We start from the raw sequence: 16662 nt of genomic DNA, 5'->3' as shown, positions 1-16662 counted from the left end.
ATCACTCGGGTTGTAGGTCCAGTAACTGGCGCATGGTGAGGAGAAAGCGGCGGAATTCTTCCCGTCGGTCGGCAGCGGCGGCCCTGCCTGCTTCGGTGATGCGGTAGTAGCGGCGGGCACGGCCGTTGACGGTCTCCGTTTCGGTGACGAGCATCCCGTCTTTAACCAGCTTGTGCAGCAGGGGGTAAAGCGCGCCCTCGGTCAGCTTGTACTGCCCCGCACTCATGTCCTCCACGAGCTTGCTCATTTGGTAGCCGTACATGCGCCCCTCCCGGTCCAGGAGCCGCAAAACGACCGTACGGAGGGTTCCCTTGATGAGTTCTTTTGAATACATAAGGCAATGATACATCTAAAATAGAGGTATTGGCAAGTTTAGTTCCAATCTTAACATTTCTGCGGCGCAACGGGCGGGGCGTCGGGGAGCAGGTGCTGAGACTATCTTCGAGGAGCATTGCAGGTTTGTTGCCCCAGTCAGGCGCGGACTCCGGTTGCTTTCGTCGTCTTACCGGCAACGTCGGTCTATTCCTGACGGCGGGCTTAAAGTATTTTTCGTTTTCGGGCGTCTTCCGGGTAGTATGCAGGATCTGACGCCCGGTATCTGGGACGACATCTACGGGAATTACGCCGACGAACTGGCGGCCTTCGTGCGGGCGCGGCTGTCCGCCGAAGCGGCGGAGGACGTCCTGCAGGAGGTCTGGACGGCCCTGAGCAATACGCTGCGGGAGGAGACCATCACCCAGCCCCGGGCCTGGTTATACCGGGTGACCCGCAACCGGATTACCGACGTGCTGCGGGCGCAGGCCCGAAGGCCTGCCTTTACCGACCTCACTCCGGAAAATGCGGACCCCGACTATACCGACCCCGGCGAGGCGATGGACAGTGATTACTGGCAGGAGGAAATCGAGGAGGCCCTGTCCGTACTGCCAGAAGCCCAGCGGGAGGTATTCGTGCGCAACGAAATGGAGGGAGAAACGCTGCGCGAAATCGCCGAAGACCTCGGCGTACCCCTCAAGACGGTCATCTCACGCAAGGGCTACGCGCGCAAGCGCCTGCAGGACCTGCTCCGGGAGGTGTACGAGGAGTATTTCGGTTGGAGCCAGGAAGGATTTGAAGATTAGGATCGTGCATCGGGAGCGAATACCGGCCATTTTGCTCACTTCTGCGGCTCCCGCTGGAAAACAATGCACCTGCGCTTTGTCGCCAAGACAATCACTTAAATTATCTGAGAAATAAATGTCCCTGGTCGCAGTATCTTAGGCCCATGCGGGAAACCGATTTCATCAAAAAGAACCGGAAAAAGTGGAAGCAGTACGAGCGGGCGCTTGAGCACGAAAAGCAGGACCCCGAACTGCTGCGGCAGCTCTACATCCACACCATTGATGACCTGTCGTATTCCCGGACCTATTACCCCAACCGTTCCGTACGGGTCTACCTGAACGGGTTGGCACAGCGCACCTTTCTGCAGATTTATCGCGGTCGCCGGGGAGAGACCTCCCGCTTTTTCACTTTCTGGACGGACGAGCTGCCCCGGGTGGTATTTGCCCGTCGGCGGGCCCTGGGGTTGGCGTTGATCGTCTTCGTGCTGGCCATGCTCATTGGCGTCATCAGTTACCGCATTGACCCCGCTTTTGCGGAACTCATCATGGGGGAGTACTATATGGACATGACCCGGGCGAACATTGAAAGTGGAGACCCGATGGCGGTCTACAAACAGACGGCACCCTTCGAGATGTCGCTGGCCATCACGATGAACAACATCATGGTGGCCTTTCTCACCTTCATTGCCGGGGCCTTTTTTGCCGTGGGGACCATCGTTCAGCTGCTCCGAAACGGCATCATGCTGGGGGTCTTTCAGTATTTCTTCTACGATCAGGGCATCTTTCAGGAAAGCTTCCTCACCATCTGGATTCACGGGGCCATCGAAATCAGCAGCATCGTGATTGCCGGCGGGGCCGGACTAGTCATGGGCAGCGGCCTGGTCTTTCCCGGCACCCTTTCCCGGCTGCAGGCCTTCAAGGATTCGGCCCGGGACGGACTGAAGATCATGCTGGGAACCGTCCCGCTCTTCGTCATGGCGGGTTTCATCGAGGGATACCTAACCCGGCACACGGAATTGCCGGACGCCATTCGCCTACTGTTCATCATTCTCTGTTTTGCCTTCGTGCTGTGGTACTACGTGTTCTACCCCCGGCGCGTGGCGGCCCGGCCGCCCATGGAAGAATTTGGCGCCGCCCGCCGGGCGGCCAACCCCGAGGGAGAGCTGCCCCTGAAAATGATCCGCACCTCCGGCGAGAACCTCACCGATACCTTCAGCATCCTGCGCCGCAATATCGGAGCGGTCATGGGCGGACTGGCACTGATCGCCCTCGCCTTCGTCTTTTTCTCCTTCACTTTCTTCAACGGAGAATCCGTAAACCGCTACGTATTCACCTCCGACTTCATCATCGGCGACCTGATCAACGCCAACGAACTGCTGAGCACCTTCTCCCGCGACCGGTCCATTTTTTACCTGCTGCTGGTCGCCGGAGGTTTCTACGGGCTGTTGCGATTGGCCTATACCGTCTTCTGGAAATCCACCGATTTCATCATCTTGCCGGCCAGCTGGCGATCCGAACTGTTTCTCTACCTGGGCTGCCTGGGCATCGCCCTGTGCTTCGCCTTCAACGGAACCTGGACCGGACTGGCGGTTTTTCTCCTGTTCCCCTTCCTGATGACCTACGCCTACGCCGGCTACGTGGGGCAGGCAAGCTTCCGGGAGACCTTCCAGTTCGTGTACACCAATCTGGTGGCCAGCTACAGCAATTTCCTGCTGGTCATGCTCATGGCCATCCCCTGCATCTGGCTCATTGATACGACGGTGGGTGGACTCATCTTCACCTTCCTGGACTGGGTCTTCTACGCCGATAATTACGCCATTGATAACCTCAACGTGATTCTGCAGACCTTCACCTACCACTTCCTCTTCGGGCTGATCGTCATCATTTGGGGCATCTCCTTCGCCCTCAACTTTTACAACCTACGGGAAATCGAGCGGGCCGACGGCCTCCTGGAGGCCATCGATCAGGTGGGTACCAAGCGCAGAATCAGGGGGATGGAATTGGAGTAGGAGGAAAACACGTTTGGCAGCGAAAGGTACCGGTAGGCACTTTTCGGTTAGTATAAAATTTTAACCCTTGGTATTTACTCAATAAATTGCTTTTTGGCATTAGGTGGAGTTGTGATGTGGAAGTCTACTCATCACTGATTTTGGATTAAGACAGTCATTTTTTCTGCTATGCGAGTTTGGTACTTTTGTCGGCCAAAAGTACCGCAAAAGCCCTCCGTCTAAATTGCCGGCTTCACGGGCTCACGGCACTTTTGGCGCCTACGAAATTGAAACTCGCTGCACGCTGCTTTTTTCAAAGAACACCCATCGATTGTCGACTCCTTGTTTTTCAAGTAATCACCAAGTATTAGCTCAAACACCAATTCCGCTTCACGGCCCAAAAGCACCGCTCCCCCTACCAGCAATTAAGGCCGGGAAAAAGACTTCTCTCGTTGCGGTGTTAGCTTAAAGTATTTACTACCACCCAGCTTTCCTAGTGGTTTGTTCCGGACTTTCCCTGCTATCCGCCCTTGGAAAAGGTACAACTCTACACCATTCCAACTAGGTCTATCCGCCTGCCGTGAACCCCGCTACAGTTCTTCAGATACGGCATAGCCATCTAAATTGACCTCTCCTAATTGTGGGCTCAAAAAATTTATCGCACCTGCCCCTGCCCCACGGCCCGCCATTTGTAGCTGGTGAGGGCGGCGAGGCCCATCGGGCCGCGGGCGTGCAGCTTCTGGGTGCTGATGCCAATTTCCGCGCCCAGCTCAAACTGGCCACCGTCGGTGAAGGCGGTGCTGGCGTTCACGTACACCACCGCCGCGTCAATTTCCCGCAGGTAGCGCTGCTGGTGCGCCGGATCGTCCGAGACGATGGTTTCACTGTGTCCGCTGCCGTAGTGGTTGACGTGGTCGATGGCCTGGTCGATGGAAGATACCGTCTTGACCGACATGGCCATGCTGAGGAATTCGGTCCCGAAGCTGTCTTCGTCGGCGAGAAAAAGGAGCTCTGCGGGATATCCGCCATCCCGGAGGATTTCAAGGCACTCCGCATCGGCGTGCACCCGGCAGCGGTGGGTTTGTCCCAGCTCAGAGAGTAGGTACGGCAGCTCGGGGGCAACGCTTTCGTCGATGAGCAAACAATCCAGCGCATTACAGACGCTCACCCGCCGGCTCTTGGCGTTGGTGACGATGGCCTTGGCCCATTCCAAATTCGCAGTGGCATCCACGTAGGTATGGCAAATCCCGGCTCCGGTTTCGATGACGGGGACGGTGGCGTTGGCCCGGACGTGGTCAATCAGCCCCTGACTTCCCCGGGGGATGATGACGTCCACGAGGCCGTCCGCCCGCAGAATGGGGGAGAGGGCTTCCCGCTCCGAGGGTGCCAGGTAACAGGCGGGCGGCAGGTCGGTATCGGCCAGGGCCCGGTCGATCAGTGCTTTGATCGCGAGATTGCTGTCGTGGGCGTCGCGGCTTCCCTTCAGGACGGTCGCGTTACCGGCCTTCAGGTTCAGCGCGAAGACGTCGAAGGTGACGTTGGGCCGGGATTCGAAGACGATACCCACCACCCCAATGGGAACGCTGACCCGACTCAGCTGGATGCCGTTGGCCAGGGTACGATCCTCCAGGGTTTGGCCCAGCGGACTGGGCAGTTCGGCCACCTTACGCAGGTCGGCGGCGATGGCGTGGAGCCGCTCCTCATTGAGGAGGAGGCGGTCGTATTTCGGGTTGGTGGGGTTCATCCGCTGCAAATCCAGGCGATTAGCGGCCAGGAGTGGTGTAATATTGGCTTCTACCAGACTGGCCAACCGCAGCAGGCAGGCGTTAATTTCCTGGGTGGATTTCCGGTTGAGGTGATTGGCGGCGGTGCGCAGCCTTCCTAGATTCTCCTGAATCCGGGCTTGGTGGTCGACGGTAAGCATACGTCGCAAAGTTTAGGTAGGAAAATGATGGGCCACTAGGCGCCGAAGCGGCGGTGGAGGAGCCGTAGGGTTTTCAGCTTTTTGCCCCGGTCGTCGTAGATGGAAATCAGGTAGAGCCCGTCGGGGAGCTGCTCGATGTCGTAACCATCTTCCCCCGCGGGTTCGTCAAAGCGGCGGAGGCGGCGCCCGAGGGTATTCGAGACTTCAACCCGACCAACTTTGGTTCCGGCGGGCGCTTCCACGAAGAAGCGTTCGCGGGCCGGGTTGGGGTAGAGCCGGACGCTGGTGGGTTCGGGGCGATCCGGGGTGGTGGTTGTCTCCGTCAGTCCGTTGGCGCTGGAGGAATTACTATTCAGCATCGGGCGGCGTAAGATCTTGGTGGCGAAGGAGGCCGTGGCCAGGATTCTTCCGGGGATGGTCAGGTCAGAGAACAGTACCTCGGCACGACCGCTACCCGAAATGCCGTCGGGTTCCAGGACGATGTAGAAGGTGGCCGACTGACCCGGTGCCAGGGGCACCGCCTTGCCCTGGGAGCTGGTGCTGCGATCCAGCAGGTAGGGGGTGCTGGAGGTGCTGCCGTTGAAGATGCCGTAATTCCAGGAACGGGGCTTTTCGCCCATCCGGAGCTGGTAGGCCAGCTGAATCAGCCTGCTCGAATTGTTGGTCACCACGAAGGTGGTCATGTCCTGGTAACTCTCGTCGAGGTTGTCCACCACGATTTCCTGCACCACGTTTCCGGGTTCCACCCGTAACACTTCTTCCTGACAAAAACCAAGAACACTAAGCATCAGTAAAGGAAGAAGTAAGCGTGCTTTCATTGGAGTTACTGGGATTTGATGATAAATGATCCGTGAACGGGTAAAATGGAGGCTGATCCTTAAAGGCTATAACCCAATATAGGGCCTAAGGTTAACAGCGACCCCAAAAATAGGTCGCCAGCTCCGGATCATGGCCGACTTATTCCGGACTTTGGTCCATAATCATAAGGTAACAAGCGGTTTTAACTTTCTGCTAAGGGTTTTCGGATAAAGTCCGATCGCTGACGGGCTGGGGCGCCCAGAGCGCCTCCTTCCTCCCGGTGGAGCGGGCTAGGATAATGGGGGCGTGCCAAACAGAAGTTCCCGGGCGGGCAACTTTGCGCTGGGGCCGGATCGTTTTCCGGGATAATGGTCCGGTTTCGCGCCGGAACGCGCCCTCAAACCGGATTCTTTTTGCCGGATGGGAGGGATTTTACGGCCGGTCCGTCGGGGATCAGGACCAAAAGCAGGATCATTACAAAAATCCCGTCAACCTCTTTTACCTTTGCGCCCTATGAAAGTGTCCCTGAACTGGCTACGCCAGTATTTAGATATCGATCTTGACCCGGAAGTTGTCGGCGAGATCCTGACCGGAACCGGCCTGGAAGTGGAAGGCATGGAGAAGGTGGAATCCATCCCCGGAGGCCTGGCGGGCGTCGTGGTTGGTCACGTCCTCGAATGTGGCCAGCACCCCAACGCCGATCGCCTTTCGCTCACCAGCGTGGACGTGGGCGAAGCGGAACCCCTGTCCATCGTCTGCGGAGCGCCGAACGTGGCCAGCGGCCAGCACGTGCTGGTGGCCACGGTCGGCACCACCCTCCACCCCCTGAACGGAGAACCCTTCAAAATCAAGAAGGGGAAAATCCGGGGAGAAGTATCGGCCGGAATGATCTGCGCCGAAGACGAACTTGGCCTGGGCGACGACCAGGACGGCATCATCGTGCTGGAAAAGCCCTTCGAGCCCGGTACGCCCGCCGCGGAGGTCTACGAGCTGGAGGAAGATTACGTCTACGAGATCGGGCTCACCCCGAACCGTTCCGACGCCACCAACCACCTGGGTGTGGCCTTCGATCTGGCGGCCGCCCTAAACGTGAACCACGACCGCGAGGTGCAGGTCCGTCGCCCCGACGTGAGCGCCTTTCGGGAAGGCTCCGAGGCACCGATTCCCGTCACGGTAACGGATCCCAGCCAGGCTCCCCGCTACGCCGGTCTGACCATTGAAAATCTGAACATTGCTCCGAGCCCGGACTGGCTCCGCCAGCGGCTCCTGGCCATCGGCGTACGCCCGATCAACAACGTGGTGGACGTCACCAATTTCGTGTTGCACGAGCTGGGGCAACCGCTGCACGCCTTCGACCTGGACCAGTTCGGCGGTGGCGGCATCGTAGTGGAAAAGCTGCCGGAAGGCACCAAGTTCCTGAGCCTCGACGAAGTGGAAAGAAGCCTGAGCGCCGATGACCTGATGATCTGCGACGCCAACCACCAGCCCATGTGCATTGGTGGGGTATTTGGCGGACTGAACAGTGGCGTTAGCGACCAGACGACCCGCATCTTCCTGGAGGCCGCACACTTCGAGGCGGGCACCATCCGCCGGAGCAGTATGCGACACACCCTGCGGACCGACGCCGCCAAGGTCTTCGAAAAGGGGAGTGACCCCAACATCACGGTCTACGCCCTCAAGCGGGCGGCGCTGCTGCTCGAGGAAGTCGCTGGGGCCAAGGTGACGAGTAAGCTGCTGGACCTGTACCCCGAGCCCGTCAAACCCCTCGAAGTAGTGGTGCGGGATCAGCGGGTGGTGGACCTGATTGGAGCGCCTTTGTCGCGCGCGCAGGTGCAAAGCATTCTGGAATCGATGGGGATGGAAATCACGGCCAGCGACGACGCGTCCATTACCGTTGCCGTTCCCACCAACAAGAGCGACGTGACCCGCGAGGTGGACGTCATCGAAGAAATTTTGCGCATCTACGGCTTCAACAACGTCCCCGAACCGCAGATGATCACCACGGCGATGGTGGTGGCTCCCCAGCCAGACCCCCACGCCATCCGGGAACTGATCGGCGACCTGCTGGCCGCTAACGGCTTCTACGAGATGATGGCCCTCTCCCTGAGCGAAAGCCGCTACTACGGAGAGGTGAAGGAAGGCCAGCGCCAGGAGGGGCTCGTCTACATCAACAACACCAGCAACGTGCACCTGGACATCATGCGTCCGGGTATGCTGATGAGTGCGCTGGAGGCCGTTGCCCACAACCAGAACCGCAAGGAGAATGATTTGCGTTTGTTTGAGTTCGGTCGGACCTACCACCTCAAGGGCGAGAAATACAAGGAGGTTAATCACCTGACCCTGACGCTGACCGGGCAGAAGCAAACCGAAACCTGGCACCCCACGCCCAAGGGTGGGGGAGAAGTAAGCTTCTACACCCTGAAATCGGCCGTTAACCTGGTTCTCCAGCGGTTGGGTATTGACGGCTACCGGACGGACGAGGCGCCAGCCGAGACCTTTGGCTACGGCCTGCGGTACCACAAGGGGCCGATGGAACTGGTGGACTTTGGCGCCGTGCATCCACTGCACCTGCGCACCGCCGACGTAAAACAAGACGTCTTCTTCGCCGACTTCAACTGGGATAACATCATGCGGGTACTTCCGCGCAAGCCCATTCAGGTGCAGACCCCGGGCAAGTACCCCAGCGTCCGCCGGGACCTGGCGTTGGTGCTCGACAAAGGCGTCGCCTTTGCCGAAGTGGAACGACTGGCCGGCAAGGCCGAGAAGAACCTGCTGCGGGAGGTGAATCTCTTTGACGTCTACGAAAACGAGGAACAGCTGGGCGCCGGCAAAAAGAGCTACGCGGTGAGCTTTTTGATGGCCAGCGATGAGCGCACCCTGAAGGAAAAAGAGGTGGAGAAGGTTATGAAATCCATCGAAGGAACGCTCACCAAACAACTAGGAGCAGAAGTCCGTCGTTAATTGGTAACTTTGCTGATAATCAAAACTGAATGGAACCGTTGAACCAACTTGACGGTCTTGAAATAAAACTTCGGCAGCTGGCCGCAAAAATGGACCGCCAACGGGCGGCCCATGATGCGTTGGTCGCCGAAAACGAACAACTAAAGCGGGATTTCGACCGCCAACTCGGCGTCGTCAACTCGTTAAAGGATAAATTGGAACGCAGCCAACAACAGCTGGAGGTTACCGGAGAAGCAACCACTGCTTCGGGAACCGCCCCCGCCGCCAACGGACAACAACAGCAGCGGGAAGCGATTGACTTCTGCATCAGGGAAATCGATCGCTGCATTGACTGGATGCAACGGAATTAACGCTATGCCGGAACCCGCACAGGATACCAAACCGATTACCGTCGTCATTGCCGGACGCCCCTACCCCCTGCGGGTGGAGCGCCGGGATGAGGAGGGTCTACGTGCCCTGGTGGAGGAAATCAATAAGCGATTTAATGATTTCCAGATTAGGTACAGTGACCGCGATAAGCAGGATTGTCTGGTGATGACCCTCCTGACCTACGCCGATGAGCTACGCAGCGCCCGCCGCCTGGCGGATACCGGACAGGGAGGAGAAATCAGTGCCCGCCTGCAAGCGCTGAATGACCTGGTCGACGGCTTGCTATAACCCCGTTCCCCTTATCCTTTTCAGTTGTGCACGGAGTCATCCCCGATGGCTTCGATTGTTAACTATTTAATACGCTACAACGAAATGGAATTAATATACGGGGCAATTGGCCTGCTGATCGGTGCCGTTGTCGTTTTCTTTATCGGTTCGGCCCAGCGCAAAAAGCTCCAGAATGCCGTTCAGAAGCAAGACAACTCCCACAAACTAGAAGCCGAAAAAATGCTGGCGGAAGCGAAGCTGACCGCCGAGAAAACCATCGCTGAGGCTAAACTCAAGGCCGAGAAAACCTTTCAGGAATACAAGGAGAAGCAGGAGGCCTTCAAGCAGCAAAAGATCCAGGAAAGCCGCGACAAGTTCAAGCGCTTCAAGGAGGAGTTCAAGCAGGAGAAGGCGGAAGAACTGGTAGAGCTGAAGGAAAAGCGTGAGGCCCTCAAGGAGGAGCAGGCCGCGATGAAGGAAGAGCGGGCGGCCTTCAAGAGTGACCGGGAAGAAATTACGCGCGGCCAAAAGGAAGTGGAACAGCGCAAAGAAGAACTGGACCAGCGCGGAAAGCAGTTGGAGCAGGAAATCGAAACCGCAAAGCAGAAGCAGGCGGAGCTGGATACCCAGCACGAACGCTTCACCTCCGAACTGGAAAAAATCGCCAGCCTGAGCCAGGAAGACGCCAAAAAGCGACTGCTGGAGGAGGTGCGCGTGAAGTCCGAGACCGAAGCCCTTGCCCTCAAGCGGGAGCTGATCGAAGAGGCCAAGGCCGACGCCGCCAAGGACGCCCGCAAGGTGGTGATCAACACCATCCAGCGGATGTGTGCGGAAATGACAATCGAGAATACCGTTTCCGTCTTCAGCCTGGATAACGACAACGTGAAGGGGCAGATCATCGGCCGGGAAGGTCGCAACATCCGCGCCATCGAAGCGGCTACCGGTGCCGAACTGGTCGTAGACGATACGCCGGAAACCATCGTCATTTCCAGTTTCGACCCCATCCGTCGCGAAATTGCCCGCCTGTCCCTCAAGCGACTGGTCAGCGACGGCCGCATTCACCCCGCACGGATCGAGGAGGTGGTCAACAAGACGAAGAAGGAACTCGAAGCCCAGATCCGGGAAATCGGTCAAAAGACGATCATCGAGCTCGACATTCACGGCCTGCCCCAGGAACTGGTGCGCATGGTGGGACGGATGCGTTTCCGCAGCAGCTACGGCCAGAACCTGCTCAAGCACAGCATCGAGACGGCGCACCTCTGCGCGACGATGGCCGCCGAAATGGGCCTGAACAAGAAGCAGATCAAGCTGGCCAAACGTGCGGGACTCCTGCACGACATCGGCAAAGTAGCCGACGAGGACAGCGAACTGAGCCACGCCCTTTATGGCATGCAACTCTGTGAGAAGCTCAACGAGCACCCGATGGTGGTCAACGCCGTGGGGGCCCACCACGATGAGATCGAGATGAACAACATCCTCTCGCCCATCATCCAGGCCTGCGACGCCATAAGTGGCGCCCGGCCGGGCGCCCGGCGGGAAATCCTCGAGGGGTACATCAACCGGATCAAGGAGCTGGAAACCATCGCCAAGAAGAATCAGGGCGTAACCTCCGCCTTCGCCATGCAGGCGGGCCGGGAACTCCGCGTCATCGTGGAAGCCGAAAAGGTCAGCGACCAGCACGCCGACGAACTGAGCTTCAAGATCAGCCAGGAAATCCAGGAATCCATGCAGTACCCCGGCCAGATCAAGGTCATGGTCATCCGCGAAAAGCGGGCCGTGAGCTTCGCTCGCTAGGGCAGGACCCGGAAGGGAATCACGACAGAAAAGAGAAGCGCGACACCATCGGTGCCGCGCTTCTTTCGTTTGGACGGGTTGGTTTACCCTCCGTAATCGATGCTGCCGGAGCGTCGCCGACATCACACCGGGCTTCCGTTACTTCACGGGAGTTACGTAAGGAATGTCGGAGAGCACTCCGCTATTTAATCACTAATCTCCCGGTCCTGATGTCCTCCTTTCCCAGGTAGCGGAGCAGGTAGGTGCCCGGGCGAAGGTGGCGGGTTTCCACGGTCAGGACGGACTGATTCGGAGAAGTGACCTGGGCGGACAGCTGTCGCCCCTGCAGGTCAAAGAGCTGAATTTCGGCGACCGGGTTGCCCGCGGGTAGCTTGATCGTGACGGCGGATGAGGCCGGATTGGGGTAAAAGGTCAGCGGCTGGGTGGCCACGTCCTGCGTACTCACCAGATCGAAATTCAGGGGCCACCCCATATCCGCGAAGATTCCCAGGGTTACGGGGCCGGGGGTATGGACGGCTTCCCCCGCCGAGAAAAAGGGGGTCATCAGGGCGTTTTCTGATCCAGGTCGGTAGGTCTGTTCGTCGAGGTGACTGACGCTGCTACCGATGTCGAAGGCAGCGGGCGCGAAAAGCGGGACCCGTCCTCCGTTTTCCCGGTTGGCCTCCGGGCCGTTAAAGACGAGGTCGTTCATGGTGGCGGCTTGCAGCAATTCCGGAGATGGAGTGGTGAATACCGACGGATCGGCCAGGGGGAGTCCGCCTTCGGTCTCCAGAAACAGGTCGTAGATGATGAAGCGCCCCCCAAAACCCAGGCCGAGTTCCGTTTCACTGATGGTATCGGCGCTGGATAAGAATCCGAGGCCATGGCCGAGTTCGTGCAGAAAAACCGATACCAGGTCGATGCGGTTCCGGGGCGTATCTCCGTCCGTCCCGAAGTACCAGTTGGCCGTGCTGTTGGCCACCACAGTGATGTCAGCGTCGTCAGTACCGTTGAGTTGCTGTCCCGAAATGGCTTCGGCCAGGGCTACGGGATACCAGGTGTCCGGCTCGGATCCCACAAAACCTCGAATCAGGGTGGAAGGCCCCGCACTGGCCAGCAGCCGGTTATCCATGCGGTCCTGCCAGTCTACGTCGACCACGATGGGTATTTCTGATTGCAGAATACTCCCCCAGATATTGGCCGCAAAGGTCATGCTGGCCTCCGCGACCGAAGGTACGCTATCGGAAAACCTAAGGGTGAATTTCGTACCTAACTCCGAGGTCCCGTTCAAAAAGGCCAGGGGTGCCGCCTGGTAGGCGTCCACCGTGTCCCGCATCCCGCAGGTGATGCCGTGCCCGTCGCCGGCAATCTGGGCGTAGAGTTGCCCGTATCCCAGGGCGATGAATAGGAGGACGCAGGTGCGAAGAAGGGCCATGACGGTGAAGTGAGGAGGGTGAATATTACCACTATAAGTCTTCTGGTGGCCCGATTGATCGCTGGGACCCCGAAATAGTGGTGACCGTGTCGGATGGCAACAAAAAAACGGGTGGCCTCCTAAGAAGGCCACCCGTTTTTCACTCGCTCACCGCCACCTTAATCATTTAGAATTTTGGCGGTATCGCTGTAGTCTACGCCCATTTCCTTGGCCATCTCGATGGCCATTTCGGCTACCTCCCGGGCTTTGGCTTCGTTACCCGTCTTTTTGTAGAGCCAGGCCAGGGTGTCCAGGTTGGCGTAGTTGGCGTTGATGGCCACGGATTCTTTGGCCCAGTCGAGGGCCTGCAGCAGGTACTTGGGGTTGTCCGTATTCTCGAAGAAATTCCAGGCGATGGTGTTCAGTTCCTCGTAGTCCTCGCTGCCGTACTTCGTGTAGTAGGTGTAGGCGGCCTCCACGTAGGCCTGCATATTCCGGGAGCGCTCGGCGTAGAACACGGCGTAGTGGCTCTTCAGACGGTCCCGGAGCGGACCGGCGTACTTCGTGTAGTGGGCGGACATATCCTCCGCCGTGGGCAAAATCCGTCTTCCGGACGCCTTCATCTTGTGCTGGACCATCGCCATCTGTACGGAAGACATGTACGCCTGACCACCGGCGGCCTCCATGGCCGCGTCGGCGTTTTCGATCAGGTAGTTCATCCGTTTACCTCCGGGTTGGCCGGGTGAACTGACGAGCAGTTTCAGCACGCCGGGGGCCGACCAGTCGTCTTCGGCTTCCAGGTAGGAGTTGATGACCAGGTTCGCCTTGGGCTCCTCGTAGACGTTAACCAGGGTGCTGGCGTAGCTGGAGAGGAAGTCAGGGTCGCGATCGCCCGTTTCGTATCGCTTGGTCAGGGCGCCGAGGCTTTGGTCACTGACGGCCACCTGCCCGAGGGCGATGAATTCATCCTGGGGGATGTAGCCCAGCCCCTTGTGCATCAGCTCCCCCTCACCGTTGACGAAGAGGTAGGTGGGGTATGCACGCACGCGGTACTTCCGGGCCAGGGCCAGGCCTTCGCCCTTTTCCATGTCGAACTTGGCGTTGATGAATCGTTCGTTGTAGACGCTGCCCACCCGTTCGGCGGGGAACACCTTGGCGGACATCATTTTGCAGGGGCCACACCAGGTGGTGTAGGCGTCAATGAAGATGAGCTTGTCCTCTTCCTTGGCCTGCGCCAGGAGTTCATCGAACGTTTTTTCCGAAAACTGCATGCCCGTGGCGGCTTCCTGGGCGGACAGCCCGAGGGAAAGGCACAGTAAAAACAGGAAGAGTCCTTTTTTCATTCGTCATTTATTTGGGGTGAGCATTCTTCCCCAAAATAGGGGGTTTAGCGTAAAGTCTATTGTGCAACGACAATTGTAGTACCCAAATTGTTTCTTGGCGGACGAAGGAGATGGATTTGGGCGGCGCAGCGCAGGTGCAATGCAATGGAATCCTCGTGCTTTGCCGGGATGCAATGAAATCTCGTATGAGGGCCCTGGAAGGGTCCTCCTCCCCGAGCGAGGTCTGCCGGCCGTTCGCAGAACGGGCCAGGGCCTCGCGAAGATCGATCCCCCCAACGCCGTATCTTCGCCCCAATGTCCGTCAGCCTCAACAAATTCATTGCCGGCACCGGCCGGTGTTCCCGCCGCGAAGCCGACCGCCTCATCGAGGCGGGGCGGGTCCTGCTCAACGGCGAAATTGCCCAACGCGGTAACCGCGTCGAACCCGGAGACGTCGTTCTGCTGGACGGTGAAGCACTCACTGAACAACCCGAGACCGTCTACCTGGCCCTGAACAAACCCCCGGGCATCACCTGCACCACCGACCGCAGCGACCCCACCAACATCATTGACTACCTCAACTACCCCGAACGGATTTTCCCCATCGGCCGTCTCGACAAGGCCTCCACGGGACTCCTCCTGCTCACCAACGACGGCGACATCGTCAACAAAATCCTCCGCGTGGAAAACGCCCACGAAAAGGAGTACATCGTCACGGTCAACAAGAACATCAACGCCGCCTTCCTGCGCAAGATGGCCGGCGGCGTGCCCATCCTGGGCACCGTCACCAAGCGCTGCGAAGTCCAGAAGATCAACGCCCGCACCTTCCGCATCATCCTCACCCAGGGCCTCAACCGCCAGATTCGCCGCATGTGCGAGTTCCTGGGCTACGAAGTCCGGACGCTCAAACGCGTCCGCATCATGAACGTCCGGCTCGATCAACAGCCGGAAGGGGAACTACGCGAGCTGCGGGAGGACGAGCTGGCGGTGTTGATGGCGTTGGTGGGGTAGGGGAAGTAGATTAAGGGGAGAACTTCTGGAGAGTGATGCGTGCTATAATTAATCTTATGTTAAGTTAGTTTAGATTTTAAACTAACATTTGCCTTGTTAACTTAGCCAACTCGCCTTTCTACATCGTTCGCATTATGGTAGCCAGAAGGCGAACCGTTCCAATGTGGTAGTATGGACAACTGGGTATTGTATTCATAAAATGACTAGGGGCAGCCAATCGGACGCCCCTCGAGGTCTTTGGTGAAACACTACTGGTAAGTCTATTTCGATGGGGGCGTTGCCCCGATGGTGTAGAACCGTCTCCCCATCTTTCCTATCGCTTTCGTGCAAGATGAGTGATGCCTCTCGGCTGTAACACTTTCACCCCCATTCTTGGCGAAGGCCAAGGGGGCAGAAAGCAATACCCCCACCGACTAAACTGTGGTCGTTCTAGTTGGGAAGCCTATCGAGCTTTATTCAATCCAAATAAGAATTTCTATTTTGGAGCCACGGTAACTGCTCCGACGGGCGGCGGCGATAAAATTTTGCTTTTAAAAATGTTGAATCACATGCTTCATCTTAAGTCTCAGGTATCCTTGTTTGTTTTAGTATTTATAAATTTTATATTTATTTATAAGTACGGACAAAGGTTGATACCAAATTATATACTTTTGGTGTCTATCACAATAGCACTAATCCAATATGGGGTAGTTAGGTACTTTAAGTATTTTGAAAAAGTATTTACACACATATTCTTTTTATGTTCTGGACTATGCTTGTTGTCAATATGTGTATCTCACTTCTACATCCCTCTAGAGTCTCTTGACGTTGACAGATGGAGTGTAATTTCAAGTTTTTGGGAAAGCTTTGGAAGAGGTGATTACCCATACTTCGCTAGATCCCACATGGGAAACCCTCCTGGACCTATGCCTGTATATTTTTTGATTGCTTTCCCTTTTTATATGGCAGGATCACTAGAATTATTATCATTTATAGGATACATCGCAATGGCTTCATTTGTTTTTTTTACTACAAAAAATAGAAATAGCTTAATATTGTCAATGGTAATTATAAGTTCTTCTTCATACTTCTATTGGGAAGTGTTTACTAGGAGTAATATTTTTACGTATTCTTTTCTGATATTAGTATGTGCTTTCATTTTTAATAGTCTTTTTTCAAAAAAAGGCATTGGTTATAAAAAAACTTCTATTGCAGGCATAGTTACTGGATTGTTACTTTCAACACGGTCTATTTTCGTTGTGGTTTTTATTTCTTTATCGGTCTATATGCTTAAGAATAAAAAGGTAAGTAGTGTTCTTTTATGGTACGCCACAATAGTTTTGTTGTCATTTTTAATGACATTTATTCCTTTTGTGTTGATCTGGAAAGATTTGTTCTTCGAAGCAAATCCTTTTATAGTTCAATCAACCTTTCTCGTTCCTAAAGAAATGGTGGCGATTTTTTTAGTTTTATCAGCTATTGCTGGGTTGATTCCTGGATTTGAAAAAGATACATACTTCTTCTCTGGGATAACATTATTTTTAATTATTATGTTTTATTCTTTTTATCATATAGTGTTGGTTGGCTTTCAAAATGCATATTTAGAGAGTAAAATTGATATATCATACTTCCTTTTCTGTGTTCCCTTCTTATTTTATTCTTTTGTAAAAAGTCATGAAAAATATATAAATAGCCCCCCCTAAAACAGTAATCCTGCAGGGCGTTGACTCGTTCTCAAGCCCTGGGCTTGATTTTTCCA

Annotated in this window: 13 protein-coding genes; 8 read left to right on the top strand and 5 right to left on the bottom strand. The window is 56.2% G+C overall.

The genetic code is table 11. From position 1 onward, the window contains the following. Position 1 precedes the first annotated feature (1 nt). Positions 2-334 carry a PadR family transcriptional regulator gene (locus E1J53_RS06230; protein ID WP_134271097.1) on the bottom strand — a complete coding sequence of 111 codons (333 nt, stop codon included), beginning with the start codon at positions 332-334 and terminating at the stop codon, positions 2-4. Between the two features lie 241 nt (positions 335-575). Between E1J53_RS06230 and E1J53_RS06225 the strand changes: the two genes are divergently transcribed. Together E1J53_RS06225 and E1J53_RS06220 are read left to right on the top strand one after the other, a co-directional pair. Continuing rightward, entirely contained in the window at positions 576-1118 is a 543-nt protein-coding gene (locus E1J53_RS06225) for an RNA polymerase sigma factor (protein WP_134271098.1), read from the top strand. Between the two features lie 143 nt (positions 1119-1261). Beyond that, positions 1262-3106, top strand: coding sequence for a stage II sporulation protein M (locus E1J53_RS06220; RefSeq protein WP_134271099.1), 1845 nt, complete (start codon positions 1262-1264; stop codon positions 3104-3106). A gap of 634 nt (positions 3107-3740) precedes the next feature. Here the strand turns inward: E1J53_RS06220 and E1J53_RS06215 are convergent. Continuing rightward, a complete protein-coding gene (locus E1J53_RS06215; RefSeq protein ID WP_134271100.1) occupies positions 3741-5009 on the bottom strand; it encodes a glutamate-5-semialdehyde dehydrogenase in 1269 nt (422 codons plus the stop codon). Positions 5010-5044: 35 nt separating this feature from the next. Then, the gene (locus tag E1J53_RS06210; RefSeq protein ID WP_134271102.1) at positions 5045-5827 is read right to left on the bottom strand and encodes a T9SS type A sorting domain-containing protein; all 783 of its coding nucleotides are present in this window, start codon (positions 5825-5827) and stop codon (positions 5045-5047) included. Between the two features lie 493 nt (positions 5828-6320). Between E1J53_RS06210 and pheT the strand changes: the two genes are divergently transcribed. The 4 genes from pheT (at position 6321) to rny (ending at position 11198) form a co-directional block, all read left to right on the top strand. After that, entirely contained in the window at positions 6321-8768 is a 2448-nt protein-coding gene (gene pheT / locus E1J53_RS06205) for a phenylalanine--tRNA ligase subunit beta (RefSeq protein WP_134271103.1), read from the top strand. A 29-nt stretch (positions 8769-8797) separates the two neighbouring features. Beyond that, entirely contained in the window at positions 8798-9118 is a 321-nt protein-coding gene (locus tag E1J53_RS06200) for a hypothetical protein (RefSeq protein WP_134271105.1), read from the top strand. 4 nt (positions 9119-9122) lie between these two features. Continuing rightward, entirely contained in the window at positions 9123-9425 is a 303-nt protein-coding gene (locus tag E1J53_RS06195) for a cell division protein ZapA (protein WP_134271107.1), read from the top strand. Positions 9426-9509: 84 nt separating this feature from the next. Then, complete coding sequence (gene rny, locus E1J53_RS06190; protein WP_134271108.1) at positions 9510-11198, top strand: ribonuclease Y; 1689 nt, start codon at positions 9510-9512, stop codon at positions 11196-11198. A 181-nt stretch (positions 11199-11379) separates the two neighbouring features. Here rny and E1J53_RS06185 read toward each other — a convergent pair whose 3' ends face one another. Together E1J53_RS06185 and E1J53_RS06180 are read right to left on the bottom strand one after the other, a co-directional pair. Further along, complete coding sequence (locus E1J53_RS06185; RefSeq protein WP_134271110.1) at positions 11380-12612, bottom strand: T9SS type A sorting domain-containing protein; 1233 nt, start codon at positions 12610-12612, stop codon at positions 11380-11382. Positions 12613-12770: 158 nt separating this feature from the next. Then, complete coding sequence (locus tag E1J53_RS06180) at positions 12771-13934, bottom strand: thioredoxin domain-containing protein (protein ID WP_134271111.1); 1164 nt, start codon at positions 13932-13934, stop codon at positions 12771-12773. Between the two features lie 294 nt (positions 13935-14228). On the opposite strand from E1J53_RS06180, the gene E1J53_RS06175 reads away from it, so the two are divergent. Further along, complete coding sequence (locus tag E1J53_RS06175) at positions 14229-14924, top strand: pseudouridine synthase (protein WP_134271112.1); 696 nt, start codon at positions 14229-14231, stop codon at positions 14922-14924. A gap of 338 nt (positions 14925-15262) precedes the next feature. Beyond that, positions 15263-16606, top strand: a complete 1344-nt coding sequence (locus E1J53_RS06170) for a hypothetical protein (RefSeq protein ID WP_154640147.1) — start codon at positions 15263-15265, stop codon at positions 16604-16606. The last annotated feature ends 56 nt before the right edge of the window (positions 16607-16662 follow it).

Source organism: Lewinella sp. W8, assembly GCF_004375085.3.
Lineage (GTDB): Bacteria > Bacteroidota > Bacteroidia > Chitinophagales > Saprospiraceae > Neolewinella.
Note: the sequence above shows the minus strand (reverse complement) of the source record. Positions and strands in the feature narration are given on the sequence as shown.

Bases quoted from the DNA above. Each gene is read 5' to 3' on its own strand.
- E1J53_RS06230 (WP_134271097.1), bottom strand. From the start codon at position 334: ATGTATTCAAAAGAACTCATCAAGGGAACCCTCCGTACGGTCGTTTTG.
- E1J53_RS06225 (WP_134271098.1), top strand. From the start codon at position 576: ATGCAGGATCTGACGCCCGGTATCTGGGACGACATCTACGGGAATTAC.
- E1J53_RS06220 (WP_134271099.1), top strand. From the start codon at position 1,262: ATGCGGGAAACCGATTTCATCAAAAAGAACCGGAAAAAGTGGAAGCAG.
- E1J53_RS06215 (WP_134271100.1), bottom strand. From the start codon at position 5,009: ATGCTTACCGTCGACCACCAAGCCCGGATTCAGGAGAATCTAGGAAGG.
- E1J53_RS06210 (WP_134271102.1), bottom strand. From the start codon at position 5,827: ATGAAAGCACGCTTACTTCTTCCTTTACTGATGCTTAGTGTTCTTGGT.
- pheT (WP_134271103.1), top strand. From the start codon at position 6,321: ATGAAAGTGTCCCTGAACTGGCTACGCCAGTATTTAGATATCGATCTT.
- E1J53_RS06200 (WP_134271105.1), top strand. From the start codon at position 8,798: ATGGAACCGTTGAACCAACTTGACGGTCTTGAAATAAAACTTCGGCAG.
- E1J53_RS06195 (WP_134271107.1), top strand. From the start codon at position 9,123: ATGCCGGAACCCGCACAGGATACCAAACCGATTACCGTCGTCATTGCC.
- rny (WP_134271108.1), top strand. From the start codon at position 9,510: ATGGAATTAATATACGGGGCAATTGGCCTGCTGATCGGTGCCGTTGTC.
- E1J53_RS06185 (WP_134271110.1), bottom strand. From the start codon at position 12,612: ATGGCCCTTCTTCGCACCTGCGTCCTCCTATTCATCGCCCTGGGATAC.
- E1J53_RS06180 (WP_134271111.1), bottom strand. From the start codon at position 13,934: ATGAAAAAAGGACTCTTCCTGTTTTTACTGTGCCTTTCCCTCGGGCTG.
- E1J53_RS06175 (WP_134271112.1), top strand. From the start codon at position 14,229: ATGTCCGTCAGCCTCAACAAATTCATTGCCGGCACCGGCCGGTGTTCC.
- E1J53_RS06170 (WP_154640147.1), top strand. From the start codon at position 15,263: ATGCCTCTCGGCTGTAACACTTTCACCCCCATTCTTGGCGAAGGCCAA.